This window comes from Nonomuraea monospora (assembly GCF_039531895.1).
Classification (GTDB): domain Bacteria; phylum Actinomycetota; class Actinomycetes; order Streptosporangiales; family Streptosporangiaceae; genus Nonomuraea; species Nonomuraea monospora.
In genome coordinates this window covers 109616-124614 of record NZ_BAAAQX010000019.1, presented here as the reverse complement: position 1 = coordinate 124614, position 14999 = coordinate 109616, and the positions used below count along the sequence as shown (strand labels likewise).

At 72.9% G+C, this 14999-nt stretch carries 13 protein-coding genes; 8 read left to right on the top strand and 5 right to left on the bottom strand.

Features of this window, described 5'->3' with window-relative positions; all coding sequences use genetic code 11:
* Positions 1 to 13 precede the first annotated feature (13 nt).
* Positions 14 to 3013, bottom strand: a complete 3000-nt coding sequence (locus ABD331_RS32530) for a bifunctional [glutamine synthetase] adenylyltransferase/[glutamine synthetase]-adenylyl-L-tyrosine phosphorylase (protein ID WP_344483102.1) — start codon at positions 3011 to 3013, stop codon at positions 14 to 16.
* 87 nt (positions 3014 to 3100) lie between these two features.
* Between ABD331_RS32530 and ABD331_RS32525 the strand changes: the two genes are divergently transcribed.
* Complete coding sequence (locus tag ABD331_RS32525; protein ID WP_344483100.1) at positions 3101 to 3622, top strand: HXXEE domain-containing protein; 522 nt, start codon at positions 3101 to 3103, stop codon at positions 3620 to 3622.
* Between the two features lie 163 nt (positions 3623 to 3785).
* On the opposite strand, the gene ABD331_RS32520 is transcribed toward ABD331_RS32525, so the two are convergent.
* Complete coding sequence (locus ABD331_RS32520; RefSeq protein ID WP_344483097.1) at positions 3786 to 4469, bottom strand: type 1 glutamine amidotransferase; 684 nt, start codon at positions 4467 to 4469, stop codon at positions 3786 to 3788.
* Positions 4470 to 4490: 21 nt separating this feature from the next.
* Here ABD331_RS32520 and ABD331_RS32515 point away from each other — a divergent pair, with 21 nt between their 5' ends.
* The gene (locus tag ABD331_RS32515; RefSeq protein WP_344483095.1) at positions 4491 to 5345 is read left to right on the top strand and encodes an alpha/beta fold hydrolase; all 855 of its coding nucleotides are present in this window, start codon (positions 4491 to 4493) and stop codon (positions 5343 to 5345) included.
* Between the two features lie 104 nt (positions 5346 to 5449).
* Here the strand turns inward: ABD331_RS32515 and ABD331_RS32510 are convergent, their stop codons facing one another.
* Positions 5450 to 6163 carry a PaaI family thioesterase gene (locus ABD331_RS32510; protein ID WP_344483092.1) on the bottom strand — a complete coding sequence of 238 codons (714 nt, stop codon included), beginning with the start codon at positions 6161 to 6163 and terminating at the stop codon, positions 5450 to 5452.
* A 453-nt stretch (positions 6164 to 6616) separates the two neighbouring features.
* Here ABD331_RS32510 and ABD331_RS32505 point away from each other — a divergent pair, with 453 nt between their 5' ends.
* Both ABD331_RS32505 and ABD331_RS32500 read left to right on the top strand, forming a co-directional pair.
* Positions 6617 to 7231: an AAA family ATPase gene (locus ABD331_RS32505; protein WP_344483089.1), complete on the top strand. Its 615-nt coding sequence runs from the start codon at positions 6617 to 6619 to the stop codon at positions 7229 to 7231.
* Between the two features lie 17 nt (positions 7232 to 7248).
* A complete protein-coding gene (locus tag ABD331_RS32500; protein ID WP_344483086.1) occupies positions 7249 to 7590 on the top strand; it encodes a YciI family protein in 342 nt (113 codons plus the stop codon).
* 49 nt (positions 7591 to 7639) lie between these two features.
* Here ABD331_RS32500 and ABD331_RS32495 read toward each other — a convergent pair whose 3' ends face one another.
* Positions 7640 to 9001, bottom strand: coding sequence for a glutamine synthetase family protein (locus ABD331_RS32495; protein ID WP_344483083.1), 1362 nt, complete (start codon positions 8999 to 9001; stop codon positions 7640 to 7642).
* A gap of 156 nt (positions 9002 to 9157) precedes the next feature.
* Between ABD331_RS32495 and ABD331_RS32490 the strand changes: the two genes are divergently transcribed.
* Both ABD331_RS32490 and ABD331_RS32485 read left to right on the top strand, forming a co-directional pair.
* The gene (locus ABD331_RS32490) at positions 9158 to 9703 is read left to right on the top strand and encodes an EF-hand domain-containing protein (RefSeq protein WP_344483080.1); all 546 of its coding nucleotides are present in this window, start codon (positions 9158 to 9160) and stop codon (positions 9701 to 9703) included.
* A 23-nt stretch (positions 9704 to 9726) separates the two neighbouring features.
* Complete coding sequence (locus tag ABD331_RS32485; protein ID WP_344483077.1) at positions 9727 to 10734, top strand: terpene synthase family protein; 1008 nt, start codon at positions 9727 to 9729, stop codon at positions 10732 to 10734.
* Here ABD331_RS32485 and ABD331_RS32480 read toward each other — a convergent pair.
* Entirely contained in the window at positions 10725 to 11699 is a 975-nt protein-coding gene (locus ABD331_RS32480; protein ID WP_344483076.1) for a DUF5937 family protein, read from the bottom strand. The two genes, ABD331_RS32485 and ABD331_RS32480, sit on opposite strands and share 10 nt — an antisense overlap.
* Before the next feature lie 52 nt (positions 11700 to 11751).
* Here ABD331_RS32480 and ABD331_RS32475 point away from each other — a divergent pair, with 52 nt between their 5' ends.
* Together ABD331_RS32475 and ABD331_RS32470 are read left to right on the top strand one after the other, a co-directional pair.
* Positions 11752 to 12951: an MDR family MFS transporter gene (locus ABD331_RS32475; protein WP_344483074.1), complete on the top strand. Its 1200-nt coding sequence runs from the start codon at positions 11752 to 11754 to the stop codon at positions 12949 to 12951.
* A 170-nt stretch (positions 12952 to 13121) separates the two neighbouring features.
* The gene (locus ABD331_RS32470) at positions 13122 to 14957 is read left to right on the top strand and encodes a sensor histidine kinase (protein WP_344483071.1); all 1836 of its coding nucleotides are present in this window, start codon (positions 13122 to 13124) and stop codon (positions 14955 to 14957) included.
* Positions 14958 to 14999 lie beyond the last annotated feature (42 nt).

The following is a 14999-nucleotide window of genomic DNA, read 5'->3' as shown; positions in this document are numbered from 1 at the left end:
TGTGGCCGCGCAATCAGGCGCCGTAGAAGACCCGGTCCACCACCTTGCGGGCGCGCCTGGTGACCCGGCGATAGTCGTCGAGGAAGTCCTCGGAGCCGTCGGGCGGGTAGCCGAGCGTCCTGGCCAGCATCCTGCGCTCTCCCGCGTCACGCGGGATGCTGTCCGCCGGCCGGCCCTTCACCAGCATCAGCGCGTCGCGCACCCGCGAGGCGAACCGCCAGGCCTCGGCGAGGACGGCCTCGTCGGCCGGGGCCAGCAGCTCCTCCCCCACGGCCGCCCGCAGCGCCTCCAGCGTGCGGGTCGTTCGCAGGGACGGCAGCGTCCCGGCGTACCGGAGCTGCAGGAGCTGGGCCACCCACTCCACGTCGGACAGCCCGCCGGGCCCGAGCTTGGTGTGCAGGGCGGGGTCGGCGCCGCGCGGCAGCCGCTCGGCCTCCATGCGGGCCTTTAGCCGCCGGATCTCCCTGACCGCGTCGTCGGTGATGCCGCCGCGCGGGTAGCGCAGCTCGTCGGCCATGGCCGTGAACGCCGCACCCAGCTCGGCGTCGCCCGCCGAGAAGCGGGCGCGCAGCAGCGCCTGCGACTCCCACGGCGACGACCACCGCGAGTAGTAGGCCCGGTAGGAGGCCAGCGTCCGCACCAGAGGCCCCTGGCGGCCCTCCGGGCGCAGGTCGGGGTCGATGAGCAGCGGCGGGTCGGGGGCGGGCAGCGACAGCAGCCGCCGCAGCTCGTTGGCGACGGCGAAGGCGGCGTCGGTCGCCTCCCGCTCGCCGACCCCGGGCAGCGGCGAGTGCACGAACATCACGTCGGCGTCGCTGGCGTAGGAGCACTCCATGCCGCCCAGCCGGCCCATCGCGATGATCGCGAAGGACGTGAGACCGTCGGCCCTGCCGAGCGCGGCGCCCAGCGCGGCCTGCAAGGTCACGTCGTTGAGCGTCGACAGCGCGCTGCCGACGGTCTCGATGTCGATCAGGCCGGAGATGTCGGCCACCGCCGTGCGCAACAGTTCCTTGCGCCGCAGCGCCCGCACCGCCGCGACCGCCGTCTCAGGGTCGCCCGCGTGCCGGGTCACCGCGGCGGACGCCTCGCCGAGCAGCGACTCCGGCGGGCGCACCGCCAGCTCGTCGTCGGAGCCCAGCATGGCCACCGCGTCCGGGGCGTGCATGAGCAGGGTAGTGGCGTAACGGCTGGTGCCGAGCACCCGCGCCATCCTGGCGGCCACCGCGGTCTCGTCGCGCAGCAGCCGCAGGTACCACGGTGTGCTGCCCAGCTTGTCGCTGACCTGCCGGAACCCGAGCAGCGCCGCGTCCGGGTCGGGCGTGTCGGCGAACCAGCCGAGCATGACGGGCAGCAGCGTGCGCTGGATGGCCGCCCGCCTCGACACGCCGGTGGACAGGTTGGCGATGTGGCGCAGCGCGCCCCGGGGATCGACGTAGCCGAGCGCCTCCAGCCGGGCCGCCGCCGCGGCGGTGGACAGCCGCGCCTCCGACTCCGGCAGCCGCGCCACGGCCTGCAGCAGCGGCCGGTAGAACAGCTTCTCGTGCAGCCGCCGCGCCTCCATCGCGTGCCGCCGCCACCGCGCCGTGAACTCCCCCACCGGGTCGGCCTGCATGCCCAGCGCCCGGCCCAGCCTGCGCAGGTCGTCCTCGCCGGTGGGCACGATGTGGGTGCGCCGCAGCCGGTGGAGCTGCAGCAGGTGCTCGACCCTGCGCAGGAACGAGTACGCCTCCGCCAGGCCCCGCGAGTCGTCACGGGCGACGTAGCCGCCCCGCGACAGCGCCGCCAGCGCGGGCAGCGTGGCCCTGCGGCGCAGCAGCGGGTCGAGCCTGCCGTGCACGAGCTGCAGGAGCTGCACCGCGAACTCGATGTCGCGCAGCCCGCCCGGGCCCAGCTTGAGCTGCCGCTCGCCCTCCGACCGCACGTGCGCCTCGACGCGGCGGCGCATGGCCTGCACGTCCTCGACGAAGTGCTCGCGGGTGGCGGCCGTCCAGACCAGCTCGTTGACGGCCTCGACGTAGGCGGCGCCCAGCTCCAGGTCGCCCGCCACGGGCCTGGCCTTGAGCAGCGCCTGGAACTCCCACGTCTTGGCCCAGCGGCGGTAGTAGGCGAGGTGGCTGGCCAGCGTGCGGACCAGCGGCCCCGCGCGGCCCTCCGGCCGCAGCCCGGCGTCCACCTCCCACAGCGAGCCCTCGGGGGTGGTCGCCGTGCACGCCCGCATCATGGCCTGGGCCAGCCGGGTGGCGGCGCGCAGGGCCTTGGCCTCGTCGGCGCCCTCCCTCGGCTCCGCCACGAAGATCACATCGACGTCGCTGATGTAGTTGAGCTCCCTGGCGCCGCACTTGCCCATGCCGATGACCGCGAACCGGACCTCGTCGGCGTCCACCTCCGTGCGCGCGACGGCCAGCGCGGCCTCCAGCGCGGCGCCCGCCAGGTCGGACAGCTCGGCGGTGACCTCGCTGAGCGTGGCCTGGCCGGTGAGGTCGCGGGCGGCCAGATGCGCCAAACGGCCCCTGTAGGCCACCCGCAACGCCGTCAGCTCACCACCGACACCCCCGCCCGCCCGCTGCCCGCCCCCGCCGGACGCGGCTACGGCCGCACGTGGCTCGCTCCCGCCGGACTGAGCATCGCCCGCCCGTGGCTCGCTTCTGCCGGGGTCGGCGCCGACCGCTCGCAGTAGCTCGGCTCTGGCCTCGCCCAGGCTCGGCTCCGCCAGGCGGGCGACCTGGTCAGGATGCCGTACGAGGTGCTCGCCGAGGGCGGCGCTGACCCCGAGCACGGCCAGCAGCCTGTGCCTGAGGTGCTCGTCGGCGCGGATGGTGTCGAGCACAGCGGGCTCGCGTTCGATCAGGCGGGTCAGCGACACCAGCGCAAGATCGGGATCGGCCACGGCGACCAGGGACTCCAGGATGTCGTCCAGGTCGGCCCCCGACTGCCGGACGAGCTGCGCCGCCCTGGCTCCGTCGGCGAAACCGAGCTTGGCGAGCCGCGCGGCGGTGGATTCGATCCTGGGCACCTCTCCATCTTGACAGCTCTTGCGCCTTTCGCCGTAACATGCGAACGCAACGTTGCGTTGCGTTTTGAGGACGAGGGGGGTGCCGCGATGGGACGGGTTCCCGCAGGGGTGGCCTGGGGGCTGCTGGCCGCCTGGGTGGTGCACGACGCCGAGGAACTGGCGACCATGGCGCGGTGGACGCAGCAGGCGAGGTCCCGGCTGGAGGAACGCCTGCCGGGGGTGCGGCTGGAGGTCTCGCAGGCGCACGTGAACGTGGCCATCGGGCTGATGGGCGGCGTGATGGCCGCGGCTTCAGCCCTGGGGGCGCGTACGGGCGGGCGCAGCGCGGTGTTCCAGGCGGCGCTGGCCGGGTTCGGGATGCACGGGGTGGTGCATCTGGCTCAGGCGGCGGTCTATCGCGGGTACACGCCGGGGGTGGTGACCGCGCCGGTCGTGGTGATCCCGTACTCGGTGTGGGCGTGGCGGCGGCTGCGGCGGGCCGGGGTGCCCATGCGCGGGCCGGGGGCGGCCGTGGTGGCGTTCCCGCTCGTCCTGGCGGGCGTGCACGCACTCGCACACGCCCTCACAGGCGGGCACAGGCACGGGAGGCGTCCCTCCCGGCATCGGTGAGCCAAGGCGTCACACAGGCGCTCAGGCACCCCCAGGCGTCTCCGACCAGGCCGGCACGCTCAGCCGCCCGGGGAGCCTTCAGCCACGCCAGGGGCTCGCTGCCCAAGGAGCCTCCACCACGCCAGGGCGCTCAGGCCCGAAGAGCCTCCAGCGGCCAGGGCGTTCAGGCGTCCGAGGCTTCTCTGACCACGTCGGCGAACGCCTGGGCGACCGGGCGCCAGGTGGACACGAGCGCGCTCTCGGCGGCCTTGACCTCCGCGTTGAGCTCCTCGGCGCCCTCAAGCCCCGAGTCCGCCGTCCACGACACGAAGATCTCCGGCGTCGCCTCGGGGTGGAACTGCACCGCCCAGGCCGCCTCCCCCAGCCGGTAGGCCTGGTTCGGGTACTGGGAGCCGGTCATCAGCGGCACGGCCCCGTCGGGCAGCCGCGTCATGGCGTCCTGGTGGTACTGCACGGCCACGGCGGCGCCGACGCCCGACAGCAGCCGGTCGGAGGCGGCGGCGGGCAGCGCGACCACCTCGCGGGCGCCCACCTCCAGCCCGTTCTTGCCGCGCTCCACCGTGCCGCCGCAGGCCATGGTGAGCAGTTGCGCGCCCAGGCAGACGGCCAGGGTGGGGGTGGCGTCATCGACGGCGCGGCGCAGCAGGTCGCGGGTGGCGGGCTGCCAGGGGCTGCGCTCGTCCTCCCAGGCGGCAGCCGCGCCGCCGAGCACGATGAGCCCGTCCCGCGCCCGCTCGGGGACCTCCTGTCCCAGGTACGGCCGCACGATCTCGCACTCCAGCCCCAACCAGCGCGCGAGGTAGCCGAGACCCGCCTCGGCCTCATGTTCGATGACGGTAATTCGCATATGCGCAATTATGTGGTGATTATGAGGATCGATGAGGTGGACGGTCTGCGGATCGCCACGTTCGGAACCGGGCCGCGCACGATCATCGCGGTCCACGGGATCACGGCGTCGCTCATGGCGTGGGCCGCGGCAGGGCGGCGGCTGCCGGACGGCTGGTCGCTGGTGGCCATGGACCTGCGCGGGCGCGGGCACAGCGCGTCCCTGCCCGGCCCGTACGGGCTGCCCCGGCACGTCGAGGACGTGCTGCGCGTCGCCGACCACGTCGGAGCGGGCCAGGAAGCGGTGCTGACGGGTCACTCCATGGGCGCGTACGTGGCCGCGCTCGCGGCGGCCCGGCGGCCGTTCGCCAGGGTGGTGCTGGTGGACGGCGGGATCCCGCTGCCGCCGCTCCCCGGTGACACGGACCCGGACACGGCCCTGGAGGCCCTGCTGGGCCCTGCGCTGGCGCGGCTGCGGCAGACGTTCCCCTCGGCGGAGGCGTACGTGGACTTCTTCAGGGCGCATCCGGCCTTCGCCGGCCGCTGGAACGACGACGTGGAGGCGTACGCGCGCTACGACCTGACCGGCCCCGAGGGCGCGCTGCGGTCACGGGCGGTGGCCGAGGCGGTGGCGCAGGACGGGCGGTGGCTGCACGTGGAGCGGGAGGCCGTCGGAGCGGCGCTGGAGGCGATCAAGGCCCCGCTGCACCTGCTCAGGGCGCCGCGCGGGCTGCTCGACCAGCCGGTGGGGATGCTGCCCGACGACCTGGTGCGGCCCTGGGCGGAGCGGCTGCCCGGCCTGCGGGACGAGGTGGTGCCGGACTGCAACCACTACACGATCTTGTTCGACGAGCGCTGCGTGACGACCGTGGTGGATCGGCTCACGGCACCGGCGTAGGAACAGCGAAGGCCCCCGAACCGCGGCTCGGGGGCCTTGAAAAGCTCCGGGCCTCAAAAGCTCGGGGGCCTCAAATGCTCAGGGGCCTCGGAAGTGGAGCGGTGTCAGCGTGGAGCGATCCAGGTGGCGCGGGCGGCGGCCACCAGCGTGCCGTCCACCTCGTAGATGGCGCTCTGCCCGAACATCTTGCGGCCATCGCGCCCGGTCGGGCGGGCCACCACCGAGTAGCGGCCACCCGGCAGCACCGGCCGGTTGATCTGCACGGCCAGGCGGCCGAGCAGGGCGCTCTCGCCAGGCCCGAAGTGCGCCCAGCCGCTGATGCAGTCGAGCACCGCGCCGACGATGGAGGCGGGCACGCCGTCCTCGCCGCTCACGGTGAACGGCACGCGCCAGCCGGCCGCCACGAGGTCGGTGCCCTCCACCGGGCCGGGGAAGATGCGCAGGCCGTCGCCCGGCTCGCGCAGGCCGCAGGCGAAGCACTCGGCGAACGGGTGCGCCTTCAGCCCGGCGAACCCGGCCTCGGCGCGGGCCGCGTCGTTGAACGGCACGAACCCGGGGCCCTGCAGCTCCTCGGCCACGGGGATCGCCTCGACCAGCAGCTTGTCGCCGTGGGAGAGGGAGACCGTGTTGGCCACGTGCTCGAGCCGCAGCTCGGTCTCCAGCGGCGTGGGGGCGTGCAGCGTGACCTCGACGGCTGATCGGCCACCGTTCAGCGCCTCCGCCATGGTGCCCGCGATCCAGCCGCCGTTGGCGACGCCCACGGGGCCACGGAAGCGCTCGGGAACGGTCAACACGGTCTGCAGGGCAGCCGTCGTCATGCCACACCCTCCTATATCGCCACGCCAGGCGAAAAGTCCGGAAATATCATAAAGAGCTAGCCGATTTTACTGGACACCCGGTTTACCTAGGATGCGGGGGTCCGGTGGTAGCTCGGTACGTCTCCATAACGCCTTGAAGGGGGCCGAAACTTCCCCCCACCGAGTAACGAGACGCTAGGCGCCGCACATCGCTCGGATGTGACTCGGGGGTCAGAAGCAACGAAAATCGGCCTCACTCCGAACCGCTCCGGGAGTGAGGCCGATCAAGGCGTCGGCGCTACCTTAACGATGTTTCCCGCCTGCCGCGACCAATCCGCCGATTCTCGCTGATCACGGACCGTCCGGCACACGAGGGATGCGCGTTCAGGCCCGTCCTCGGTCAAGCTGGTAGGACGCGCCTATGCTGGCGCGGCAGGGATTGCGACGGCGGACCGGGCGGGGAAGGGTGTTGCTGTGGAGGGCGCGAGGCTGCGGTATCCGCCGGGGGCCCTGGTCATCCTGACGGGGCTGCCGGGGGCGGGCAAGACCACGCTGCTGCGCCGCCTGTACGGCATGGACGGCGCCGAGAGCCTGCCCATCACCTCGGGCACGGCCGTGGTGATCGACTCCGCGCAGTCCAGGCGGCACTGGAACGGCAGGCTGACCTGGGCGCCGTACCCGGTGCGCCGCGCTGTGGTGTTCGTCACCCACCTGACGCGCATCCGGCAGGCGCTGACCCAGGGCCACTCCGTGCTCGCGCACAACCGGGGCTGCGCCCCGTACGTGCTGCGGGGCTTCGCCTGGCTGGCGCGCCGGCACGGCGCGGACTTCCACCTGCTCCTGCTGGACGCGCCCGCCGAGGAGGCGCTGGCGGGGCAGCGGGCCAGGGGCCGGGTGGTGGCGGCCAGGACGTTCGCCCGGCACCAGCGCAGGTGGGACAGCCTGCTCACGCGGGTCAAGAGCGGCGACCCCGCTCCGGCGACCGGGGCGCGCATCGTGGACCGGGCCGAGGCGGGGCTGCTGGAGGCGATCGTGTTCGATTCGGCCGGGGGTGTCGATCCGCGGCGGCGCCGTTCGTACAAGGGCTGAGAGAAAGGAGCGATGTGATGCAGCGATACGTGCTCACCATCTACCAGCCCGACGGCGAGCCGCCCGGCCCCGAGGTGCTCGAACCGGTCATGCGCGACCTGGGCGCGCTGGAGGAGGAGATGAAGGCCGCAGGCGCCTGGCTGTTCTCCGGCGGTCTGCGTCCGCCGGAGGAGGCGGCCGTGCTGCGGGCGGGCGACGGCGAGGTGCTCACCGTGGACGGCCCGTACACCGAGGGCAAGGAGCACGTCGGCGGTTTCACCGTGATCCAGGCGCCCGGCCGGGAGGCGGCGCTGGCGTGGGGCCGCAGGATGGCCGCCGCCGCCACGCTGCCGATCGAGGTGCGGGAGTTCTGGGGCTGAGCGGACGAGGCCCCGCCGGAGTGTCCGGCGGGGCCTCACCCATCTGCTGTCAGAGGACCGGCAGGTAGCGGCCCAGCTCGAACTCCGTCACGTGGCGGCGGTACTCGCGCCACTCGCTGCGCTTGTTGCGCAGGAAGAAGTCGAAGACGTGCTCGCCCAGCGTCTCGGCCACCAGCTCGCTGCGCTCCATGACCTCGATCGCGTCGTTGAGCGAGCCGGGCAGCGGCTGGATGCCGAGGGCGCGCCGCTCGGCGCTGGTCAGCGTCCAGACGTTGTCCTCGGCGGCGGCCGGCAGCTCGTAGCTCTCCTCGATGCCCTTCAGCCCGGCGGCCAGGATCAGCGCGAAGGCGAGGTACGGGTTGCAGGCCGAGTCGAGCGAGCGGAACTCGATGCGCGTCGAGCCGCCCTTGTGCGGCTTGTACATCGGCACCCGGACCAGCGCGGAGCGGTTGTTGTGGCCCCAGCACACGTAGGAGGGGGCCTCGCCGCCCAGCCCGGCGATGGCCTCGGCGCCGCCCCACAGCCGCTTGTAGGAGTTGACCCACTGGTTGGTGACGGCGGTGATCTCGGCGGCGTGCCGCAGCAGCCCCGCGATGAACGAGCGGCCGATCTTGGACAGCCGGTAGTCGGAGCCCGCCTCGTAGAAGGCGTTTCGGTCGCCCTCGAACAGCGACATGTGGGTGTGCATGCCGGAGCCGGGGTGCTCGGTGAACGGCTTGGGCATGAACGAGGCCCAGATGCCCTGCTCCAGCGCGACCTCCTTCATGACCAGGCGGAAGGTCATGATGTTGTCGGCCGTGGTGAGCGCGTCGGCGTAACGCAGGTCGATCTCCTGCTGGCCGGGCGCGCCCTCGTGGTGGCTGAACTCGACGGAGATGCCCATCGACTCCAGCATCATGATCGCCTGGCGGCGGAAGTCGTGGCCGGAGCTGTGCGGCGTGTGGTCGAAGTAGCCGCCCGAGTCGATCGGCTCGGGCCGCACCCCGGGCTCGGGACGGTTCTTCAGCAGGAAGAACTCGATCTCCGGGTGGGTGTAGAAGGTGAAGCCCATGTCGGCGCACTTGGCGAGCGTGCGCTTGAGCACCCAGCGCGGGTCGGCGTGCGACGGCGTGCCGTCGGGCATCAGGATGTCGCAGAAGATGCGCGCGGCGCCCGGCGTCTCGCTGCGCCACGGCAGGATCTGGAACGTGGCCGGGTCGGGCTTGGCGAGCATGTCGGACTCGTAGACGCGGGCGAAGCCCTCGATGGCCGAGCCGTCGAACCCGATGCCTTCGGCGAAGGCCCCCTCCAGCTCGGCCGGCGCGATCGCGACGGACTTGAGGAAGCCGAGCACGTCCGTGAACCACAGCCGGATGAACCGGATGTCGCGTTCCTCGAGCGTGCGGAGCACGAACTCCTGCTGGCGGTCCACGGCTTCCCCTCGTTCGTACGGACAGTACATGCGTACACACCAGCATGCCGTGTCCGTGTTTCGCACACGTTACGGGGGGTGCCGGTGCGAGCCTCGCTGACAAAGGGCCCGCCCCGACTTACTGTGATCACGCAGTCAGTCTCGGGGGAGGCATTGGTGGCTATCGACCTGCTCAATCACAAGCTCGATCGGGCGTTCGACCACATCGACGCGAGCGGCAACGGCGTCGTCGAGCGCGAGGACCTGCTGGGGCTGGGCGCCCGTATCCTGGTGGGCTTCGGGGAGTCCCCCACCTCGGTCGCCGGGGCGAGTCTCGTGGACGGCTTCGACCGCATCTGGTCCACCCTGTCGCGGACGCTGGAGCGCGACGGCGACTCCGGCATCGTGCGGCAGGACTTCCTGCGCGGGATGACGGCGGCGTTCGTCACGGGCGACCAGTACGACGCGGTGTTCAAACCGGCCACGGTCGCGGTCGCTGAGCTGTGCGACGGCGACGACGACGGGCAGATCGGGCCGGGTGACTTCCGCACGATGTTGTGCGCGTTCGGGGTGGCCTACGACGACGTGGACGAGGCGTTCGACCGGCTGGACCGGACGGGCAGGGGCACGATCACCGTGGACGAGCTGGTCCTGGCCGCCGCCGACTACTACTGCGGCGACGACCCCAACGCCGCCGGCAACTGGCTCTTCGGGCCCCTGTGAACAGCACGGTGAAGAACACTCCAGTGAAGAGCGCTTCCAAGGACAGCGCGACCGCCGCCACCACGACCGTGTTCGCCACGGTGCGTACCGCCCTGCGCTCGGCCCTGTCGTCCCTGCTGCCGCTGCCGCGCAGGGGCGGCTCGGCCGCGCTGGCGCTGCTGCCGCTCACCGAGCGGGTGCCCGCGATGGCGGCGCCGTGCAGGATGCATCCGGCCGTGTACGCCATCGAGGCCGCGGTCATCGACTGGGCCAGGCGCACCGGCCTGCGCGCCGATCCCGGCGTCGGCTACCACCGGATGGCCGGCCGGGCGTTCGCCGAGTTCGACGCCGCGGCGGCGGCGCTGTTCGCGCAGTGGCTGACCTGGCTGTTCCACCTGGACGACGAGCTGGACGAGCGCTCGGGCCCGCTGGAGATCTTCCACGGCATGCTCAAGGGCACCTCCTGCCATCCGCTGGAGGCGGCCTTCGCCGATTTGTGGCGGGTGACTAGCGTGCGGATGAGCGACCACTGGCGGGCCAGGTTCGCGGTGGGGCTGCAGCGCCAGTACGACGCCTGCCGCGCCGAGGCGGAGAACCGGGCGGCGGGCCGGATGCCGACGCTGGAGGAGTATCCGGCGCTGCGCAGGGGCACGGTGGGCCCGTACCTGTACGACCTGGTGGAGCCGTGCCTGCGGGTGGAGGTGCCGGTCTGGGTGCACGAGTCGGACCCGTGGCAGCAGCTCGTGGACGCCTGCAGCGACGTCACGGCCTGGTGCAACGACGTCGCCTCGCGGCCGAAGGAGCGCGGCGACGTGCACAACTTCGTGGTGCTGGCGATGCGGCAGCTCGGCCTGAGCGAGCGGGAGGCGACGGCCTGGGTGCTGGAGCGGATCACCGGGCGGTGCCAGGACATGCGCAAGGCGGCCAGGCGGCTGCCGCTGCACGATCTGGAGCCGAAGACGGCCAGGGACGTCAGCAAGGTGGCCTGCGCGTACCTGGCGGCGCCGCGCGCCCACCTGGACTGGCTGCTGGAGTCCCAGCGCTACGCGTGAGGGGCGGGGCCGGCGGCGAGCATGTCGCCGGCCAGGGTGCGGCGGTAGACGACCTGCTTGCCGATCCGCATGCCGACCGCCAGCCCGCCGCCGCTGAGCACGCCGAGGTGCTGGCTGACCGCGCCGGGCGTGAGCGCCATGCGGGTGGCCAGCGCGGAGGTGGTGGCGGGCTCGGCGAGCGCGATCAGGATCGCGGCCCTGCTCTTGCCGATCAGCGCGCCGAGCGCGCCGGGCGCGGGCGGCGGCCCCTGCTGCCACAGCGTGCCGACGCCCTGCACGGGGTAGACGAGCATCGACTGGTACGGCGCCGTCATCACGGCCACGGCCGGCCAGTAGAACGCGCTGGGCACCAGCACCAGCCCGTCGCCGTGCAGCCCGCCCGCCTCGCACCAGGGCCGGTCGATGAGCAGCTTCTCCCCCGTCCACCGCACGGCCGGGCCGAGCCCGGCGAACAGCTCGCGCGCGCCGCCCTGGGCGAGCTGCCGTGAGCGGCGCAGCACGTCCCGCTCCAGCAGCGCGTACACGCGGGGCCAGAACTCGGCGAGGCCGACCTCCCAGTACGCCTCCAGCGCGTCGGCCACCCTGAGCACGCCCGCCTCGGGGTCGGCGGTGAACCGGGCGATGACGGCCGGGTCGGCGCCCTCGACCTTGGCCGCCTCCTCGCGGGCCCGCGCGGGGTCTGCGCGCCTGACCCGGTCGAGCTCGGCGGCGAAGTCGGGCATCGGCGTGTCGGGGGGCGGGGTGATGAAGTCGGCGAGGTAGCCGGTCGGCGGGACGAGGGCGAGCAGCTCGGTCAGGTCGAGCCCGGCCAGCCGGGGCCGCACGGCCTTGAGCCAGGGCAGGTGGATCGACTGCCTGGCGGGCTGCTGGAGGGTGCGCAGGCTGGCCACCAGCTCCCACATCGGGGAGAAGGCGAACCGGATGCGCGCCACGTCCTCCGGCTTCAGCACCCAGGTGATGGACATGCTTTTAGTCTGCGCTAAATCGTTCGCACCCCGAAACCGGAAATCTCACGCTATGAGCGTGACGAGCACGACTGTCGAGAGACCCTCCTTCCTCAAGTCCCAGATCGGCGGCCTGCCCCGCCCGTTCTGGGCCCTGTGGGGCGGCACGCTGGTGAACCGCCTGGGCACCATGGTGATGCCCTTCACCGGCGTCTACCTGACCCAGAGCCGCGGCCTGTCCATCACCGCGGCGGGCCTGGTGATGGGCGTGTTCGGCGCGGGATCGCTGCTCTCCCAGCTCGTCGCGGGCGTGCTGGCGGACCGGATCGGGCGCCGCGCGACGCTGTCGGGCGGCATGCTGGCCACCGCCGTGTGCATGCTGGCGCTGGGCTACAGCACGTCGCTGCCCGGCATCCTGGCCTCGATGTTCGCGCTCGGCCTGGTGATCGACGTCTACCGCCCCGCCTCCACCGCGCTGGTCGCCGACCTGGTGCCGGCGAAGGAGCGGCCGAGGGCGTACGGGCTGCTGTTCTGGGCGATCAACCTGGGCTACTCGGTGGGCATGACGGCCGGCGGGTGGCTGGCCGGGCAGGGGTTCCTCTGGCTGTTCTGGATCGACGCGCTGTCGGGCGTGGTCTTCGCCGTGCTGGTGTGGCGGGCGGTGCCCGAGACGAGGCCGGCGGCCAGGCAGGCGAGCGGCGGGTTCGGGATGGTGCTGCGCGACCGGGTCATGGTCGGGTTCACGCTGGTCGCGCTGGGCAACGCGCTGGTCTACTCGCAGACGATGACCATGCTGCCGGTGGCGATGACGGACGTGGTGAAGCTGACCCCCAAGGAGTTCGGCCTGGCCATGGCGCTGAACGGGGTGCTGATCGTCGTCGTGCAGCCGCTGGTGTCGGGCTGGCTGGGGCGCAGGGACCCGGCGCGCATGCTGGCGCTGGGGCTGGTCGTGATGTCGGCCGGGTTCGCGATGACCGCGTACGTGACGAACGTGGCAGGGCTGGCGGTGACGATCGCGATCTGGACGGCCGGGGAGATCGCCACGGCCGGGATCGCGGGCGCCATCGTGGCCGCCCTGGCGCCCGCCGAGCTGCGCGGGCGCTACTCGGGGCTGTTCGGGTTCGCGTGGTCGCTGGCGGCGGTGCTGGCGCCGCTGCTCGGCGGACCGCTGCTGGAGCTGGGGCCGAAGGCTCTGTGGTTCACGACCGCCGCGGTCGGCGTGGTCTCGGCGGCCGGGCTGCTGCTGCTCGGCCCGGCGATCAGGCGTCGCTGAGGCCGCCGGGAATGCCCGCTATCGTTGCTCTGACCAGGTGCGGAGCGCGTTGAGAAAATTTTGATCGGACGTTGGCAGCCCACCGATAATTTTCACCCGATCCTGGGGTGGGAAGGGCGGGTGGGATGCGCCGCGCAGGCCTGGCGCGAAGCGTGACGATCGGCATGTCCATGCGCAGCATGGCAATCGGCATGGCCACGCTCGCCGTCATCTTTGAGCTCACCGACATCTGGGTGACGGCGCAACTGCCGCAACCCTCCTGGACGCCGCTGCCGCTCGCCCCCGAGGACATGGCGGGCACGGCGTTCTCCGTCTTCGGCGCGATCCTCGTGCACAGCAGGCCCCGGCTGGTGATCGGCTGGCTGCTGTGCGCCGGGGGGCTGAGCGCCGCCGCCAACATCCTGTCGGCGAACACGTTCCACCTGCTGTACGGGAGCGCGGCGGCCGGCTGGCCCGTCGTCAATTTCACCTGGCACGTGCTGCAGCTCGCCCTCGGCGTGCTCCTCCCGCTGCTCTACCCGGTCGGCAGGCTGCTGTCGAGGCGCTGGCGCTGGGTGGTCGCGCTGGCCGTGGCGGGCATGGCGCTCGACTGGGCGGGCGCGCTGAGCGGCCAGAAGGCGTTCAGGGAGCCCGCGCACTGGCTGGTGTCGGCGGCCATGGCGCTGGCGTTCGTGTCGCTGGTGGTGCGGTGGAAGCGCGGCGACGCGGCCGAGCGGCGCCAGATCCTGTGGGTGATGGTGACGCTGCCCGGCCTGCTGGTGCCGTGGATGCTGGGCGACCCGTTCTGGTGGCTGGCGACGCTGTTCATCCCGCTGATCCCGGCGGCCATCGCGCTGGCGGTGCTGCGTTACCGGCTGTTCGGCATCGACACGCTGATCAGCCGGGCGCTCATCGGCACCGGGCTGCTCATCGTGGTCACCGGCGTGTACGTGACGGCCAGCGCCGCGAGCAGCCTGTTCCTCGCCGAGGTGGACCGGGTGGCCGGGATCGCGGCGGCGGTGTTCGCCGGGGCGGCCTTCCAGCCGATGCGGCGCGGCATGCAGCGCGGCGTGGACCGACTGCTGTACGGCAGCACCGGCGTGCCCGGCACGCTGGCCAGGCGGCTGCGGCACCGGTTGCAGCACGCCGACCCGGTGCACGGGCTGCTGGCCACCCTCGACATGCTGCGCGAGGGCCTGTCGGTGACGGGCGTGGCGGTCGAGCTGGACGGCACGACCACCGTCTCGGGCTCCCCAGGCCCGCCGGAGCGGGTGATCTCCCTGGTGTGGCACGGGGAGCCGGTGGGGCTGCTGCTCGTCGGGCCGACCGACCGGCGCAGGTTCCCGGCGGCGCACGACGAGCGGGTGATCGCCACGCTCACCCCGTACATCGCGGACGCGGCGCACGCGGTGCGGCTTACGGCGGCGTTGCAGCGCTCGCGCGAGCGCATCCTGACGGCACGTGAGGAGGAGCGGCGGCGGCTGCGCCGCGACCTGCACGACGGGCTCGGCCAGTCGCTGACCGGCATGGCGATGTCCATCAACGCCGCCCGGCAGTCCGTGCGCAGCTCGCCGGAGAGCGCCGACCTGCTGCTGGCCGAGCTGCGCGCCGGCATGGACGCGGTGAGCGGCGACATCAGGCAGCTCGTGTACGGCCTGCGCCCGCCCGCGCTCGACGAGCTGGGCCTGGCGGGGGCCGTGGCGGAGCTGGCGGGCACGCCGGTGGAGGTCTCCGGGGGGCTCGACGGGCTGCCCGCCGCCGTGGAGGTGGCCGCGTACCGGATCGTGCAGGAGGCGCTCACCAACGCCCGCAAGCACTCGGGCGCGGCCACGATCACCGTCGCGCTGCGGCGCGCGGAGACGCTGCGGATCACCGTCACCGACGACGGCAGCGGGATCCCGGCGGACGCGCGGGCGGGCGTCGGGCTGGGCTCGATGCGCGAGCGGGCCGCCGAGCTGGGCGGCACCTGTGTCGTACGCGAGGCGGACGGAGGAGGCACCGTTGTCGACGCCGAGTTACCTCTGTGACATTTCCCCATATACCCAGACCCATTCTGCCTCTAAAGTTAC